This window comes from Sporomusa acidovorans (assembly GCF_900101845.1).
GTDB classification, from domain to species: Bacteria; Bacillota; Negativicutes; order Sporomusales; family Sporomusaceae; genus Sporomusa; species Sporomusa acidovorans.
Map to the genome: position 1 here is coordinate 24859 of NZ_FNAM01000014.1, position 16498 is coordinate 41356.

The window sequence follows — 16498 nt, forward strand, 5'->3', positions numbered from 1 at the left end:
AAGCCTCTGCGGTGGAGAAGCTGCAGAGGCTTTAATATGTTTTCTTTATCGCGATTTTATAGGTTTTAAGTTTTCGGTATAGTGTACTTCTGTCTATACCAAGCAATGCGGCAGCTTTGGTTATATTGGCATGGCTTTGGACAAGGGCTGCTTTGATGTTTGCTTCTTCAGACTGCGGCGGGAGTATGTCCATTTGCTGAGTGGGTGTTTCCCCAATTAATTCCCTATCTTCCCAATACTTTTGAATTACCTCTTGGCTGACAACGGCTTCTCTGGAAATGACCACCAGTCTTTCAATGAAATAGCGCAGTTCTCTCACGTTACCCGGCCAGTGATAAGCAGTCAGATAGGCATAGGCATCGGCGGTCATAGCAACATCTTTAAAATATTGCCGGTTGTAGAGTGCTAAAAAGTGTTCAATCAGGATTTTTACATCGCCGATGCGTTTGCGCAGTGGCGGTAAGTGGATGGTAAGCACTTTGAGCCGGTAGAATAGGTCCTGCCTGAATTCACCCTGATTAACCAGCTGTTGTAAATTCCTGTTTGTGGCCGCAATGATCCTGACGTCAATCGGGATATATTTATCATCGCCTAAACGCATAACCTGTTTTTCCTGCAATACACGGAGCAAGCGGCTTTGACCGTATTTATCCATTTCGGAAATTTCATCGAGGAAAATTGTGCCCCGGTGGGCCATTTCAAATAAGCCCTGTTTTCCTTTCTTGGTAGCGCCGGTGAAGGCGCCCTCCACGTAGCCGAATAATTCGCTTTCCAGCAAATTGGCCGGCAGTGCGGCGCAGTTGATGGCCACAAAGGGGCCGTTACAGCGCCTGCTTTGATTATGGATACTTTGGGCAAACAGTTCTTTGCCTGTTCCCGATTCGCCGGAAATTAAGACTGTGGCATCAACCAAAGCAATTTCCCGCGAGATTCTTTTTGCTTCGGCCAGTTGTTCGGAAGTTCCCAGGATATCCGTAAAGGTATATTTTGCCGCCATTCTTCTGGCCAATACGTTGTTGCGGATTTTCGCCTCAATTTCCTGAATGCGGGTAATATCCTGAAAGGTGAGGATAGCGCCAATGATTCTGTGGTCGACAATAATAGGGGCGACATTAAAACTGAGCCATACAGGGCCAAGCTGAATGGTTTGACCGATAATCTCCCGGCCGTTTGCTAAACAAGGTTCCACATCGATAATGGTGAGAATGGAATCAATTCGCTGCCCCAAGACCTGTTTAGCCGGCCTTTTTAAAAGGCGTTCGGCAGCCGGGTTGAACACTTTGATAATTTTATCCTGATTGATGCTGATAATTCCTTCAATTGAATAATCGATCAATGCTTTAAATTCCTGCGCCTGCTCTTTTTCTATTTTACGGGCCAGGGCGATTTTCCGTGCTTCGATAAAAGCGTTGCGTATGGCGAACTCACTGGAACGAATCGGCAAGACCTTTACCCCGGCCTGTTTGGCTAAAATGAGTGTTTTAATGCCGCCGACAACAACATCGGTGTCGGTTTTGACAACTTCAGCAACTTTGGCCGGAATATCGTCTGTTTCTTCCAGCGGATAGATCGTCAGATCAATATTCAGGATCTTTGACAGGTTTTCAATGTTGTAGACCATGTTTTTAAAAGCCAGAATGGCCACTTTGGGACGGGGAAGATTGGTCAGTTTTTTGGCTTCATAAAAAACCTGCGCCAGGTCCTGGCCGGTTATTACAATTTCAACAACCGGAATGCGTACTCCGGATTTGATAATGACATGAGCGGTACCGCCCCGGCAAACGATTACATCGACGGCTTCATTCTGCAACCGCTTAGTCAGCCGGACGGCACGATTTAATCTGGCTAAATAAATATCAACATTATTATGTAAGCCAAGTTCCTCGATGATTTTTTTGCCTTGTAAAAATAGATATTTATCAGGAGCGATGAAGACGATTCGTGACATTTTTTATAATCCCCTTTTATGAAACGCCGATAACAGCATAGGCTCATAGCTAGTGTAGCGTATTTCGATAATTACTGCAACAAATGTTGTGATAACGCAACAAATGTTGTAAGAAATACTACATTTGTGCTAATTCCTAAAACGGAATATACAGTATATTCAATGGTTTTTAAATTGGCATAAAAATTGCAATTTATAATTAGCGAAAGACAGAAGGTTTTATATTTACTAGCTAGCTAGCGGAATTCCGGAAAATTAAGGTGAAAGGATGAAACAAGGATATATGGCAGAAATAGGACAAGCTCCCTTATATATAAAAATGGACGAAACAGATAATGTGGCTGTTGTTGCGAATGACGGGGGAGTACCTGAGGGGGCGGTGTTTCCCAGTGGACTTAAACTGTTGCAGCAGGTACCTCAGGGGCATAAAGTGGCTTTGACTGATTTAGAGCCCGGTCAGGCTATTATCCGCTATGGTGAGGTTATCGGCTATGCGGCGCAAGCGATAAAACAAGGCAGCTGGGTGCAGGAGTCTTTAGTTGAGTTGCCAACTGCCCCGGGGCTTGACGAATTGCCGTTGGCCACGAAAGTGCCAAAAGTCTTGCCTGCGCTGGCGGGGTATACTTTCGAAGGGTATCGCAATCCGGACGGCAGTGTCGGCACCAAAAATCTTTTGGGCATTTGCACCAGTGTACAATGTGTGGTTGGCGTACTTAATTATGCAGTTAAACGAATTAACGCCGAAATCCTTCCTAAATATCCGCATGTTGACGGAGTCGTGGCCCTCAACCATGCCTATGGCTGTGGTGTGGCGATTAATGCGCCGGAAGCGGTTGTGCCCATCCGGACGATTCAAAATCTGGCAACCCACCCTAACTTTGGCGGGGAAATTATGGTTCTTGGTCTGGGATGTGAGAAGCTGTCGCCGGAAAAAATCGCTCCCGGCGGCAATAGGATCAATATTATTTCGCTGCAGGATTATCAGGGGTTTGACAGCATGGTAACAAAGATCATGCAGGCGGCTGAAGAACGTTTGCAGCGCCTCGATAAGCGCCGGCGTGTAACCTGTCCGGCCGCCGATTTGATCGTCGGACTCCAATGCGGCGGCAGCGACGCCCTGTCGGGTGTTACGGCCAATCCGGCTGTAGGCTATGCAGCTGATTTGCTGGTGCGGGCGGGAGCTACTGTGTTGTTTTCTGAAGTCACCGAAGTACGCGATGCTGTGCATCTGCTGACTCCCCGCGTGGTTAATGAACAAGTGGGCCGTGATTTGATCCGGGAAATGAAGTGGTATGACCATTACCTAAAACTTGGCGAGGTAGACCGTAGTGCGAATACTACGCCGGGCAATAAAAAAGGCGGTTTAGCCAATATTGTTGAAAAATCTATGGGTTCAATCGCCAAGTCGGGTAAAAGTGCTATTATGGGTGTTTTATCGCCAGGAGAAAAAGTCAGACAAAAAGGGCTTATTTATGCGGCGACACCGGCCAGTGATTTTGTATGCGGCACTTGTCAGTTAGCCTCGGGGATACATCTGCAGGTATTTACCACCGGCCGCGGTACGCCTTATGGTCTTGCTATGGCGCCGGTTATTAAAGTGGGCACACGCAATGCCTTAAAGGAACAGTGGCATGATTTGATTGATATCAACGCCGGACGTATTGCTACCGGCGAAGTGACGCTTGAAGAAGTAGGCTGGGAAGTCTTCAAGTTTATTCTGGAGGTGGCCGGCGGACGTAAAAAGACTTGGGCAGATCATTGGGGGCTGCATAATGATTTATGCGTGTTTAACCCTGCGCCGATCACCTGATGTGCGCAGGCCGGAACGCGATTCAAAATATAAGGAGGAGTGGCGATGTTTCAAATAAAAGGAGTTGTGCCGCCGCTGATTACTCCGCTTGATGCGGAGGAAAAACTGGATATCCGGGCTTTGCGCAATTTGATTGAATATGTTATTGATGGCGGCGTACATGGAATATTTGTGCTGGGAAGTACGGGCGAGTTTTATGGTCTTGATTATGCTGATAAGGTAAGGGTAGTGGAAACTACTTTGGAACAGGTCAACGGCCGGGTGCCGGTTTATGTCGGTGCAAGTGCCATTACGACCAAAGAGTGTGTAAAACTAACCCGCATGGCCAAGCAATCCGGCGCGGACGCTGTTACTGTTTTAACACCTATGTTTATTAATCCTACGGAAACCGAATTATACGATCATTTTCGAACGATTGCCGAGTCTGCGGACATTCCCATTATTCTCTACAACAATCCTGATCGGACAGGTGTAAATATGTCGGCCGGACTTATCGAAAAACTGGCTGATGTACCTAATATTGTGGGAGCGAAAGATACCAGCGGCGATATGACACTCACAGCCGAATATATCAGGCGCACACAAGGCAAAGGCTTTAGCGTAATGGCCGGGCGGGATACCATGATTTTGGCGACTTTGGTTTATGGCGGCACAGGCTGCGTAGCCGGAACGGCTAATGTACTGCCGAAACTTGTTGTGGAAATATACGACAAATATATGGCCGGCGATCTCCAAGGTTCACTTGATGCCCAGTACCGGCTGGCGTTGTTCCGCAATGCCTACAGTCTGGGCAGCTTCCCGGTAGTGCCCAAAGATGCGCTTAATCTTATGGGTGTCGACGTTGGTCATCCCATTAGACCGATTCAGCATATGTCGGATGCCAATAAAGAAAAAATTAAAGAAATTTTGCTGAAAATCGGTGCGCTTACATAAATCTTTTTCCGTTATTATTGTCTTCAAAACTACTAATAAGTTAATTGAGTGATAAAATAGGAGGGAAATAGTATGTTTCGTAATTTCCGTCATGTTGTCCTAACAATGCTATTTTGCGCAGCCTTTATTAATTATGTGGACAGAGCGGCTTTGTCTATTGCGGCACCTTATATTTCCAAGGAATTTAATCTTAATCCTGCCGATATGGGACTTATATTCAGTAGTTTTTTCGTAGGCTATGCTTTATTTAATTTTGTGGGGGGCTATTTGTCCGATATTTATGGTCCGAGGAAAATCTTTGGCGGAGCGATGGCCGTTTGGTCTGTTTTTGGCGGTCTGACGGCAGCCGTTTTTAACTTTTGGTCTTTGTATGTGGTACGCGTTCTGTTTGGCTTGGGGGAAGGACCTATCGGTTCGGGAAATAACAAGACGATTAATAACTGGTTTCCGGCCGGGGAAAGAGCGCGTGCCGTGGGGATTGCGACAGGCGGTATGTCTCTGGGAGCGGCATTAACAGGACCGATTGTAGGTTTCATGGCAATTAATTGGGGATGGCGTACTCCCTTTCTTGTTTTGATGGTTATGGGACTGGTCTGGACATATGTCTGGTCAAAATTAATTACCGATTACCCCCGGGAAAATTCACGTGTCTCGGCTGAAGAACTGAAGGTTATTGAAGCAGGACAGACCAAACCTTCGCCGACAGCCGCCAAGCTTCCTTTAAGCTATTTTTTGAAACAGCCTACTGTCCTGGCCACGGCTATTGCCTTTTTTGCCAGTAACTACATTTTATATTTTTTCCTGACCTGGTTCCCCAGTTATTTAGTTATGGCCCATAATCTCAGCATTAAGAACATGGCGATTGTGTCGGTTATTCCCTGGTTGGTTGGTTTTTTGGGACAGGTTGGCGGCGGCTTTATTTCCGATATGGTGTTTAAAAAGACCGGTAATCTGATGTTTTCCAGAAAAATTGTCATTGTTGTCTCGCTGCTGGCTTCCGCTCTTGGCGTCGGCTTTAGTGGGATGGTATCATCCGTTACCAGTGTGGTTGCGCTGATGTCTGTATCGATATTCTTCCAATATTTAACGACAGCTAATTTCTGGGCTGTTATTCAGGATACGGTGCGGGGCGAAAATGTTGGCGGGGTAGGTGGTTTTGTACACTTTTTATCGAATTTGTCCGGTATTATCGGCCCGGCAGCTACCGGCTATCTGGTACAAACCACAGGCAGCTTTACCATTCCCTTTTTGGTTGCCGGTGGCTTAGCAATTATTGGCCTACTCGCTATTGCATTTTTTGTAAAACCAATTCCTGATAATACGGCTTCTGTATCTGCTTGATCTTTATTACGAGTGATTTGGTATTAGAGGAGAATGACTATGAAATGCGATATGCTTATTAAAGGCGGTCGTGTGATTGACCCGTTGCGGGCTGTCGATACCATTGCCGACATCGTTGTTAAAGGCAAGAAGTTGCTGCCGGCAGATGATCTAACGCACTATCAGCCGGAATTAATCGTTGATGCCCGTGAGTGTATTGTCACACCCGGACTCATCGACTTCCATACCCATGTCTTTTATCGTGGTACGGAAAACAGTATTGCGCCGGATGTTGGCTTGTTACCTTCGGGTGTCACCACGGCAGTGGATGGTGGCAGCGCCGGCAGTGCCAACTTTGAGGCGTTTTATCATCAGGTGATACGTACCAGTATGGTACGAATTATTGCCTATCTCAATATTTCCTCCGCCGGCCAGACTACCGTAAAATATGACGAAAACCTGGACCCTGGCTGTTTTGACAGTGAGAAAATCGCTGCTTTATTTCAACAGTACAGAGCGGTTCTTGCCGGCATTAAAATCCGTTTTACTGCAGGAATTGTTAAGAATTTTGGACTGGCGGCACTGGAAAAGACGCTGTGCATTGCATCTGAGAATCACTGTCCTATTATGGTTCACCCTAATGACCCTCCTTGTACAATCGCCGAGCTTGTTGAACGGTTACGGCCGGGAGACGTATTTACCCACGTCTATCATGGCATGGGTAATGGCATACTTGATGAAAAAGGAATGATTAACAGAACGGTTACTGCGGCCAAGGGCAAAGGCGTAATGTTTGACGCTGCCAACGGGCGAAGCAACTTTGCCTTCAAGACCGCTTGGCCGGCGATTAAAGCGGGCTTTTATCCGGATATTATCAGTTCGGATTTGACTCCTTTAAATCTCTACCGGCAACCTGCCTTTGGCTTGCCCTTTTTGATGTCAAAATATCTGGCTATGGGGATGCCGCTTGTGCAGGTTGTGGCCGCCTGTACGGCTACACCGGCCCGCTGCCTGCATATGAGTGATGAAATTGGGACACTTGCCCCGGGCGCTTGTGCGGATATCGCTATCTTCCGCCTGGAAAATCGCAAAGTTAAGTTTGTGGATATCTATGGACAGGAATGTATGGGGTCGATGTTGCTGGTCCCGCAAATGACGGTTAAATCCGGCAACATTGCCTATAAAGATTTTGGATTTGGCATTGATTAACCAGCATTATGTAAATGAAAACAAAGGAGAGATGCACAATGAAAATTGGATTTATTGGACTGGGGATTATGGGCAAGCCGATGAGTAAGAATTTGCTCAAGGCTGGCTATGAACTGGTAGTTATGGACAGGAACCAAAAAGCAGTCGACGAGGTTGTGGCTGCCGGTGCCCAAGCGGCGGCAACTCCTAAAGCAGTGGCTCAGCAAGCCGACATCGTTATTACCATGCTGCCCAATTCACCACATGTAAAAGAGGTTGTTTTAGGGGAAAACGGTATTATTGAAGGCGCCCATAAAGGCCTGATCGTAGCGGATATGAGCTCTATCGCGCCTCTGGTTAGCCGTGAGCTGGCGCAAAAACTAGCGGAAAAAGGCGTGGAAATGCTTGATGCACCGGTAAGCGGCGGGGAACCGAAAGCGATTGACGGTACGATTTCCGTCATGGTTGGAGGCAAAAAAGCGGTATTTGATCAATGCTGTCCCGTATTAAAGGCAATGGCCGGTTCGGTGGTGCATACCGGTGATGTGGGTGCAGGCAATATCACTAAACTAGCCAATCAAATTATTGTGGCTCTTAATATTGCGGCTGTGTCGGAAGCACTGGTGCTGGCCAGTAAAGCAGGCGTCGAGCCCGAATTAGTGTACCAGGCAATCAGGGGCGGGTTGGCAGGCAGTACAGTTCTTGACGCTAAAGCTCCGTTAATGATGGACCGTAAATTTGATCCCGGTTTTAGAATTAACCTGCACATTAAAGATTTAAATAATGTACTGGAAACATCTCACGAGGTTGGCGTACCACTGCCGCTTACTGCCGCTGTGATGGAAATGATGCAATCACTGAAAATTGACGGCCTGGGTGAAGCCGATCATGCCAGTTTGGTCAAATATTATGAAAAGCTGGCTCAAATTGAAGTGAAGCGGTAGTCGCGAGAACCTCTTATCAGCAGATAGGAGGTTCTCTTACAATACAAAACGAAATATAGGGTAAGGAGGAGGATTTTTATGGAATATGCACGTTTTGGTTCAAAAATCGCAATGCGGCTTGACAAGGGAGAAGAGATTGTTGCTGCGGTTAAACAATTTTGCGAGCAGCAGAACATAGGATTGGCTTCGGTTGCCGCCATCGGCGCGGTCAATAAAGTCAGTGTCGGCATTTTTATGCAGGATACCAAAGAATATCATCCTCAGGAATTTTCCGGCAGATGGAAATCGTCAGTCTGCTGGGTACAATTACCCAAAAAGACGGTACGGTTTATCCGCATTTGCATATCAGCTTAACCGACTCTTCTTACCGTGCTTTTGGCGGACACCTGAATGCGGCCTGGGTGGGGGCTACCTGCGAATTGATAGTTGATGTAATTGCGGGGCGGGTTGAAAGACAATTTAGTGAGGAAATCGGACTGAATTTGTTTAAGTTTGTTCGTTGATTTAGGGTTAGTGTTGTACCCCGGAAAAATGGGCTGAATTACTAATTTGGCACTACATAGGTGTAACTTATAAAGAACCCCCGCTTTCGCAAATGATGATAAGAGAGCGGGGGTTAATTTAATATAGCGAATTGTTCGGTTTACAAATATTAAGAAACTGTTAATAAGCTAGATAACAAGTCAAAAAAGTTATGGTGGATATCAATATAATCTGGAGGTAATTGTAAGATAATTGTAAAAACTATAGAATAATAGAAAAATTTGCAAGATATACACTATTTATGCAAAACAATCAACTTTTTCCGGTTATTTTTATTATGTTGTGAAGTCTCCTTAGCTTATAAGCTAAGATGTTTTAATCTTATAAAAGGAGTGAATTGAGTGATAATTGATGTACATGCACATTTAGGTCATGATGTTGTTTTTGATGAAGAGCAATCCGAGGAGCAGTTGATCGCAGGCTATAAGGAGCATCGTATCGATGGGGCCATTGTGCAGCCCTACATATGCCGGCCATATCTTGAGGATACCCGCCAAATTCATAATCGAATTTATGAATTAACAAAAAGCAAGGATAAACGTTTCTGGGGTATGGCTTCCATTAACCCGCATTTTAGGCCGGAGGATTATGATAAGGAGGCTACTCGCTGTATAAAAGAGTTAGGATTTGTCGGGCTAAAGATAACGCCTATCGCCCACGCTGTTCACCCCTCTTCCCGGGATGCTTTACATACTTTTGAGATTGCCCGGGCACTCAAGGTTCCTTTAATGATTCACACCGGCGCCGGTGTACCTTTTTCTGATCCAATCAGTGTAACCGGGGCGCTTGAAAGTTTTAAAGATGTTATTGTTGTACTTGCTCATGCCGGTTCTGAGATGCACAATCAACAAGCGACATATATTGCTAAGAAATATGATAATGTCTATCTGGAACCCAGTTGGGTCGGCGTGCTTGGCGTGGAAAAAATGATTAAACAGGTTGGCTGTGGCAAAATACTGTTTTCTTCTGACTCCATAAGCAACATACCTGTCGAGATGGCGAAATATAAGTCGCTTATAAAAAATCAGGGCGATTTGGAAAAAATATTCGCTACAAATGCAATTTCGGTGTACAACCTTGACGTATAAGTTGAAGGGGTGATTTTCTCAGATTATTTGGCAGCCTTTACTTGAGCCAGAGGACGGTGATTGCATGAAATATTTATGAACTATCGCTTTCCGGGACTAAATAAGAGGAGGAATTTATTTTGAAGAATGTAATGAGTCGCATTTTGTTAGTAATTTTAGCTTTAGGTATTCTTCTAGTCAGTGCTGCTTGCAGCAATTCACAACCTTCAAGTAAGACAGAACAAAAAAACTCAGGTAAAAAGCCGGTAATTGCCATATCTAATTCTTTCTATGGCAATACCTGGAGACATCAAATGGTTGATGCTTATGAGGCTGCCGCCAAACAGGCTAAAGCGGAAGGAGTAATTGCCGATTATATTATCCTTAATGGCGATGGCACACAACAAACGCAAATGACACAAATGAATGACCTGATTTTAAAGCATGTTGATGTTATTGCCATAGATTCTTTTTCTCCCACAGCCATGAATGGCGTGATTGAGAAGGCGGAAAAGGCTGGCATTAAGGTACTGTCGTTTGACTCCATTGCAACTGAGAAAGATAATTATAAATTGAATTTCGATTTTCCTAAATTTGGTCGTGACATGGCAAACTATGCGGTTAAGGAATTTAACGGGAAGGCTAATGTCTTGATTGTCCGTGGTGTTGCAGGCTCGGCCCCTGATAATGACATGTATGAAGGCACTATGGAAGTATTAAAAAACCAGCCGGATATGAAAGTGGTTGGAACCGTTTACGGTCAGTGCACAACTTCTGTAACAAATTCTCAGATCAGCAGTATTCTGCCGAGTTTGCCCAATGTTGATGTTGTAATTTTACAAAGCGGCGGCGATGATTATGGTGCTGTCCAGGCTTTCCAAACAGCAGGAAAACCTGTCCCCAAAATTCTCGCTAATGGATCTGCCGAGTTTGTAAAATGGTGGTATGAAGAAAATAAGAAAAACGGATATACAACCTGGGGAGAATGTTCTACTCCTGGAATTGGCAGTGTGGCTGTTTGGCTTTCTATTGCATTAGCTAATGGCGAAAATGTTCCTAAAGATATGATTATGCCTTTTGCTGAAATTTCACAGCAAGATCTGCAAAAATATCAGAGCATGCAGCCGGGGACAATTGTAAGTCCTGATTATTCGAAGGAATGGGTTTATCAAAATCTCTTAAATAAAAAATAAGCAGTAAAGTTGGATAAAGGGGTTCGTACAATTGCTTTTTAAGATCTCCTTTGGCTAACTTTATAAGTGCGGTTTGATGATGAACCTTGAGCAAACACTCAAGGTTCATTTTTCAAAAGATACAAGGCTGTAAGTAACTAACGTTGGAATAAGAATACATTTTAAAATAGCATAAAGGAGGCCTTTCATGATCAGCGAGGAATCTAAGACCCAAACAAATACAAAAGAAGTGTTGTTGGAGGCGTCCCACATACTGAAAACTTATGGCGCTACCAAAGCAGTTGACGAAATGTTTATATCATTAAACAAGGGCGAAGTATTGGGGTTGGTTGGAGCCAATGGTGCGGGAAAAAGTACGATGATGCGTATTATTGCCGGCGTAACAAAACCCGATTCAGGCTCACTTAATTTTTTAGGAAAGGAATTAAATAGCGCCCAATATTCGACTGCGGTTGCACGCCAACTTGGTATTCGCGTGGTGTATCAGGAGCTTTCGCTTTGCACGAACCTTAAAGTTTATGAGAATTTTTTTATTGAACAGCATCAGATTTTTAAGGGAAGCAACTGGCGAAAACGGGCAAACGAGACGGCGCGTGAATTTTTGGAAAAAGTTTTTCCGGGAAATAACATTGATACGACAGAAACCGTATCAAACCTTTCTATCGCTCAGCGACAAATGATTGAAATTGCAAGAGCAGCCTGTGATCCGGAATTAAAGTTGCTTATTTTGGATGAGCCTACTTCTTCGTTAGGCGCTGAACAGACCGAGCAATTGATACAGTTTGTTCTGAAGGCAAGGGAGACAGGCATGGCTTTTATCTTTATTTCTCATAGGCTGCAGGAGGTTTTAAAAATATGTAACAATGTTACCGTAATGAATAATGGCCGGCTAAGCTGTACCAATCAATCCTGTGATATAAATGAGGCAATTTTGATTCAACAGATGGGCGGCGTATCACAGGCGGAGAAAAATCAAACAAGCAAAACGGAAAACAGGAATGCAACTCGTGAGCAGGCAAATCTCAAAATCGAGATAAGCAACTTAGATAATGATCAGGTTCATAACATCAGCACGAAAATGTATGCCGGTGAAGTGATCGGGGTTACTGGTTTAGAAGGCAGCGGCCAAAAGGCGCTTTTGAATATTCTTTATCAGGCTAGCCGGCAGCCGGGAAAAAACAAGTGTATTTCCATTCATGACACAGTGGCGTATGTTTCCGGTGACCGGTCTAAAGAAGGTGTCTTCCCATTATGGTCTATTTTGGAAAATATGAGTATAACAGCGCTGACGAAGTTTAATAAAGACAGGCTTGTTGATAAAAAACAGGAGGAGCAATGGGGAAAAACATGGTTTGAGCGCCTCAAGATCAAAGCAGCGGACATACATGTCCCCTTAGTCAGTTTGAGCGGCGGCAACCAGCAAAAAGCATTAATTGCCAGGGCATTTTTGTCTGATGCCAATATTATACTTCTCGATGATCCAAGCCGCGGGGTAGATGTGGAAACCAAACGGCAGCTTGCCCAGCTTTATCGTGAAGCTGCGGACCAGGGAAAGTTAATCATCTGGCATAGCACAGAAGAAGAAGAATTGACAGAATGCGATAGAGTGCTGGTAATGCATGATGGCTATTTAGTTAAAGAATTAGCTAACAATGAAATCTCTAAGGCTAATATTATTGATGCGTCGTTTATCACTGCGGATGATTATCGTAAAAATAAAGAAAAAAACAATAGCAAAGACCAGCATAAGATTGCCAATTTTTTCAGCAGGCAACGGACGGCGATGCCTTGCATAGCCTTGGCGCTTATTGTTGCGGTTATCAGCTATATTAATCCACACGCTGTTACGGCTTTTGGCATCAATCTGCTCATTGGGTCGGCGATACCTTTAATTTTGGCATCCATAAGCCAAATGTTCATTATTGCTGCCAGCGATATAGACTTGGGAATGGGGGCATTTTTGGGATTTGCAAATGTTATCAGTGCCACGATACTGGTTTCTAATCCATTCTTAGGAATGCTTATTTTGTTTTTGGGGATAGCAGGGTATGCGGTTTTAGGAGCCATCATTCATATAAGAAAAATTCCGGCTATTGTTGTAACATTGGGCTCATCCTTTATTTGGCTTGGTATTGCTTTAAGTGTTATGGAAAAGCCCGGTGGTAGTGCGCCGGCTGCATTGGTCAGCTTTTTTAACATGGAATTTCCGCTTATACCGGAATCAATTGTACTAACATTAGTCATTGCCGTTGTCGCTTATTTGATTATTATACGTTCTAAATATGGAACGGTTCTCAGAGGCTTTGGCAATAATCCCAAAGCTATAGCCAGAAGCGGTTGGTCGACAATGAAAGCAAAAGTAGCGTTATATACGCTGGCGGGTTTCTTTGGTGTCCTGGCAGGCATTTCATTGACAGGAATAACAACGGCCGCTGACGCGAATGCCGCATCCTCTTATACGATGCTCAGTATCGCAGCTGTGATCATGGGTGGAGGTGAACTTGTCGGCGGAATTGTCGAACCGTTTGGCGTGGTGTTTGGTGCGGTAACTCTTTCGCTTATCGGTGCTTTGGTCGGCTTTGTTCATATTGGCAGTAACTATCAGCCGGCAGTTCAAGGATGTCTCATGTTTATCATTCTGGCAATCCGGGTCGCTATTAGGAGGAAGAATAATGAAAATTGCTATTAATAATATAGGCAAAGATAAACCCTGGATTTGGGCCTGCCTTGGCAGTCTGATCTGCTGGCTTATTACAGGTCTGGTTTTGTCAAAACTGGATTTTCAGTCTCTTTTAGTCAATGCGGCCCTGGCATCGCTGCTGGCTATTGTATCTTTTGGGCAGATGTACGCTATCACCTCAGGCGATGGCGGAATTGATTTGTCAATTCCTTATGTTATTACTTTGTCGGCTTTTATGTCTTTTGGAATTATCCAAGGGGTAGAAAGTAATTTAATACTGGCTATGGCAATTATAGCGGCTGTCGGGCTGCTGATTGGTTTTTTAAATGCTATTTCCATCATAATTTTCAAGATTCCCCCTATTATTGCTACAATGGCTATTGGTTTTATCGTCAATTCGGCAGTACTGGTTTATTCATCCAGCTATTCTTCGCATAAAACCAGTGTCGTTCTGACAACCATTGCCAATGGGAGATTCTTAGGGATTCCAATTATTATAGTATTTGCGCTTGTTTTACTCTTGATGATTGTGTTTAGCTTTGAAAAGATGTCTTATGGACGGGCACTCATTGCAGTAGGACAAAACAGGCTTGCCGCTTTTCTTGCCGGGATCAACGTAAATAAAACGATTATGATTGCCTATATGATAAGCGGCTTGCTGGCAGCAGCAGGGGGGGCCTTAATTGGCGCCAGGATAGACGGAGCGTTCCTGGAAATGGGACAGGCTTATATGCTGCAGTCGGTTGGGGCGGTAGTCATTGGCGGAACATTAGTTGCAGGCGGCAAAGCGTCGCCTGTCGGAGCAGCTTTTGGCGCACTGATGCTGATGTTAATGGTAACGCTTATGGTTATAAGCGGTTTGCCAATTGGGGTTCAATATATTGTGGAAGGAATTATCTTGATTTTAGTGCTGATCATTGATAATCCGCATGCGGATAGTGAATGAGCAAGTCTGTCCGGTTGAGGGAAAAATGCTTTACGCCTATGAACAGTGAATTAGTTTAGTGCTTCCTGAAATGGGCTTAGGCAATAAGACAAGATTCCTAATGGTGATGTCAAAAAATTCAGAAGGTAGAAACGATGCACTAGAGGAATAGGTATAGCAAACAGAATACGGGTATGCAGAATTTTGTTGGTTGATGCTGGTATGTATGTAGAAGATGTATATTAGAAAGAGGAGGCAATCATAATAATGAGAAGTCATATAACCACCAGGGGATTAGAACGGGCAACACACCGCGCGTTGTACTATTCTATGGGTTTTCTGCCGGAAGATTTGGATAAGCCGCTCATTGCTGTGGTAAATACGCAGAATGAGACGATGCCCGGACATGTTCATTTGGACAGCATTGCCAAGGCCGTCAAGGAAGGTATTATTGCCGCCGGCGGTACGCCGATTGAATTCCCGACCATTGGTCTTTGTGATGGGATTGCGCAAGGCAACTATGGCATGCACTACCCGCTGGCCAGCCGGGAATTAATTTGTGACTCGGTAGAATGTATGGTCAACGGTCATCAATATGACGCTATGGTGCTTATCACCAACTGTGATAAAATAACTCCAGGTTTACTAATGTCGGCTGTTCGCCTCAACATTCCGGCCATTATGATTAGCGGCGGCCCGATGGCGACCGGTTGCGTTGACGGCCAGGAAATCGGTTACACCGATTTGATGGCCGCTCAGGGCGATGTGGCCAGAGGAATTATTACCCGTGAAGAATTATCAAGAAGAGAAAGAGACGCGCTGCCTGGCTGCGGTGCCTGCAACTTGCTGGGAACAGCCAATACGATGAACTTCCTTACCGAAGCGCTTGGCATGTGCCTGCCGGGAGCAACCTGTATGGCCGGGACTGGCAGAAGACTGGCTTTGGCCAAACAAACCGGTATGAAGATTATGGAGCTTTTTAATAAATCAATTTTACCGCGCCAGATTGTCACCAAAGAAGCTATTGAAAATACAATTACGGTAGACCTGGCTATTGGCGGATCCACGAATACCATTCTCCATTTGACCGCATTAGCCAAAACAGCCGGTATTGATTTTGATGTGAATTGCTTTGCCGAACTAGCCCAAAAAGTTCCTCATCTTGTAAAAATAAAACCTGCCAATAATGGCCACTATCCTGCCGATGTGCATAATGCCGGCGGTATAACGGCATTGATGGGGCAATTATGTAAGAATGGCCTGTTGCACAAAGATGCAATGACAGTAACCGGTAAAACCGTTGCTGAAAATGTTAGTGAAGCTAAGGTGATCAATAACACGGTCATCAGACCCATGGACAATCCCTATTCGGCCAAAGGCGGCTTGCAGTTGCTGTACGGCAACCTGGCACCTCATGGTTCAGTCTGCAAGAGCGCGGCTGTTGTTCCGGAAATGTATCACCATAAAGGACCTGCCAGGATCTTTAATCAGGAAGAACCTGCAGTGGCGGCTATTTACGGCGGACAGATTAAACCGGGTGATGTCGTTGTCGTAAGATACGAAGGACCAAAAGGCGGCCCTGGTATGCGGGAAATGCTTACCGCTACGGCTGCCATCGTTGGCATGGGCTTATCCAAGGAAGTTGCCCTGATAACTGACGGTCGTTTCTCCGGTGCTACAGCCGGTGCTGCGGTGGGACATGTTTCGCCGGAAGCAGCCGAAGGCGGCCCGATTGCCTTAATTGAAGAGGGCGATATGATTGAAATCGATATTCCTAAAGGTACTGTTCATCTGCATGTAAGCGATGAAGAACTGGCCCGCCGTAAAGCAGCCTGGAAACCGATGAATCCAGATCATGTTATTAAGGGCAGTTATCTTGATCGCTATTCAAAAATGGTTTCATCAGCAATGGATGGCGCCGTATTTAAATAATAACGATAATTATAG

11 protein-coding genes and 1 pseudogene are annotated in these 16498 nt (G+C 44.9%); 11 read left to right on the plus strand and 1 reads right to left on the minus strand.

Annotated elements, in window-relative coordinates:
• Window positions 1–31: 31 nt before the first annotated feature.
• Complete coding sequence (locus BLR65_RS11385; RefSeq protein ID WP_093794311.1) at window positions 32–1948, minus strand: sigma-54-dependent Fis family transcriptional regulator; 1917 nt, start codon at window positions 1946–1948, stop codon at window positions 32–34.
• Between the two features lie 268 nt (window positions 1949–2216).
• Between BLR65_RS11385 and garD the strand changes: the two genes are divergently transcribed.
• From garD to ilvD, 11 genes and pseudogenes are all read left to right on the plus strand, one after another.
• Window positions 2217–3758 (plus strand): galactarate dehydratase, encoded by a 1542-nt coding sequence (gene garD / locus BLR65_RS11390; protein ID WP_245692706.1) that lies wholly within the window; start codon window positions 2217–2219, stop codon window positions 3756–3758.
• 45 nt (window positions 3759–3803) lie between these two features.
• Window positions 3804–4691, plus strand: a complete 888-nt coding sequence (dapA, locus tag BLR65_RS11395) for a 4-hydroxy-tetrahydrodipicolinate synthase (RefSeq protein WP_093794312.1) — start codon at window positions 3804–3806, stop codon at window positions 4689–4691.
• 72 nt (window positions 4692–4763) lie between these two features.
• The gene (locus BLR65_RS11400; protein ID WP_093794313.1) at window positions 4764–6032 is read left to right on the plus strand and encodes an MFS transporter; all 1269 of its coding nucleotides are present in this window, start codon (window positions 4764–4766) and stop codon (window positions 6030–6032) included.
• A gap of 39 nt (window positions 6033–6071) precedes the next feature.
• Window positions 6072–7220, plus strand: a complete 1149-nt coding sequence (locus BLR65_RS11405) for a metallo-dependent hydrolase (RefSeq protein ID WP_169716770.1) — start codon at window positions 6072–6074, stop codon at window positions 7218–7220.
• Window positions 7221–7258: 38 nt separating this feature from the next.
• On the plus strand, window positions 7259–8143 hold the full coding sequence (gene garR / locus BLR65_RS11410; RefSeq protein ID WP_093794315.1) for a 2-hydroxy-3-oxopropionate reductase: 885 nt from the start codon (window positions 7259–7261) through the stop codon (window positions 8141–8143).
• Between the two features lie 111 nt (window positions 8144–8254).
• A pseudogene (locus BLR65_RS30875) lies at window positions 8255–8646 on the plus strand (PPC domain-containing DNA-binding protein).
• A 381-nt stretch (window positions 8647–9027) separates the two neighbouring features.
• Window positions 9028–9774, plus strand: coding sequence for an amidohydrolase family protein (locus BLR65_RS11420; RefSeq protein WP_093794316.1), 747 nt, complete (start codon window positions 9028–9030; stop codon window positions 9772–9774).
• A gap of 119 nt (window positions 9775–9893) precedes the next feature.
• Complete coding sequence (locus BLR65_RS11425; RefSeq protein ID WP_093794317.1) at window positions 9894–10946, plus strand: ABC transporter substrate-binding protein; 1053 nt, start codon at window positions 9894–9896, stop codon at window positions 10944–10946.
• Window positions 10947–11133: 187 nt separating this feature from the next.
• On the plus strand, window positions 11134–13635 hold the full coding sequence (locus BLR65_RS11430; RefSeq protein WP_093794318.1) for an ATP-binding cassette domain-containing protein: 2502 nt from the start codon (window positions 11134–11136) through the stop codon (window positions 13633–13635).
• Complete coding sequence (locus BLR65_RS11435; RefSeq protein ID WP_093794319.1) at window positions 13619–14572, plus strand: ABC transporter permease; 954 nt, start codon at window positions 13619–13621, stop codon at window positions 14570–14572. The genes BLR65_RS11430 and BLR65_RS11435 overlap by 17 nt, the downstream gene beginning before the upstream one ends.
• 246 nt (window positions 14573–14818) lie before the next feature.
• A complete protein-coding gene (ilvD, locus tag BLR65_RS11440) occupies window positions 14819–16483 on the plus strand; it encodes a dihydroxy-acid dehydratase (protein WP_093794320.1) in 1665 nt (554 codons plus the stop codon).
• The last annotated feature ends 15 nt before the right edge of the window (window positions 16484–16498 follow it).

Coding starts and splice junctions, on each gene's coding strand:
- garD (WP_245692706.1), top strand. CDS start 2,217: ATGAAACAAGGATATATGGCAGAAATAGGACAAGCTCCCTTATATATA.
- garR (WP_093794315.1), top strand. CDS start 7,259: ATGAAAATTGGATTTATTGGACTGGGGATTATGGGCAAGCCGATGAGT.
- BLR65_RS11400 (WP_093794313.1), top strand. CDS start 4,764: ATGTTTCGTAATTTCCGTCATGTTGTCCTAACAATGCTATTTTGCGCA.
- ilvD (WP_093794320.1), top strand. CDS start 14,819: ATGAGAAGTCATATAACCACCAGGGGATTAGAACGGGCAACACACCGC.
- BLR65_RS11430 (WP_093794318.1), top strand. CDS start 11,134: ATGATCAGCGAGGAATCTAAGACCCAAACAAATACAAAAGAAGTGTTG.
- BLR65_RS11405 (WP_169716770.1), top strand. CDS start 6,072: ATGAAATGCGATATGCTTATTAAAGGCGGTCGTGTGATTGACCCGTTG.
- BLR65_RS11435 (WP_093794319.1), top strand. CDS start 13,619: ATGAAAATTGCTATTAATAATATAGGCAAAGATAAACCCTGGATTTGG.
- BLR65_RS11385 (WP_093794311.1), bottom strand. CDS start 1,948: ATGTCACGAATCGTCTTCATCGCTCCTGATAAATATCTATTTTTACAA.
- dapA (WP_093794312.1), top strand. CDS start 3,804: ATGTTTCAAATAAAAGGAGTTGTGCCGCCGCTGATTACTCCGCTTGAT.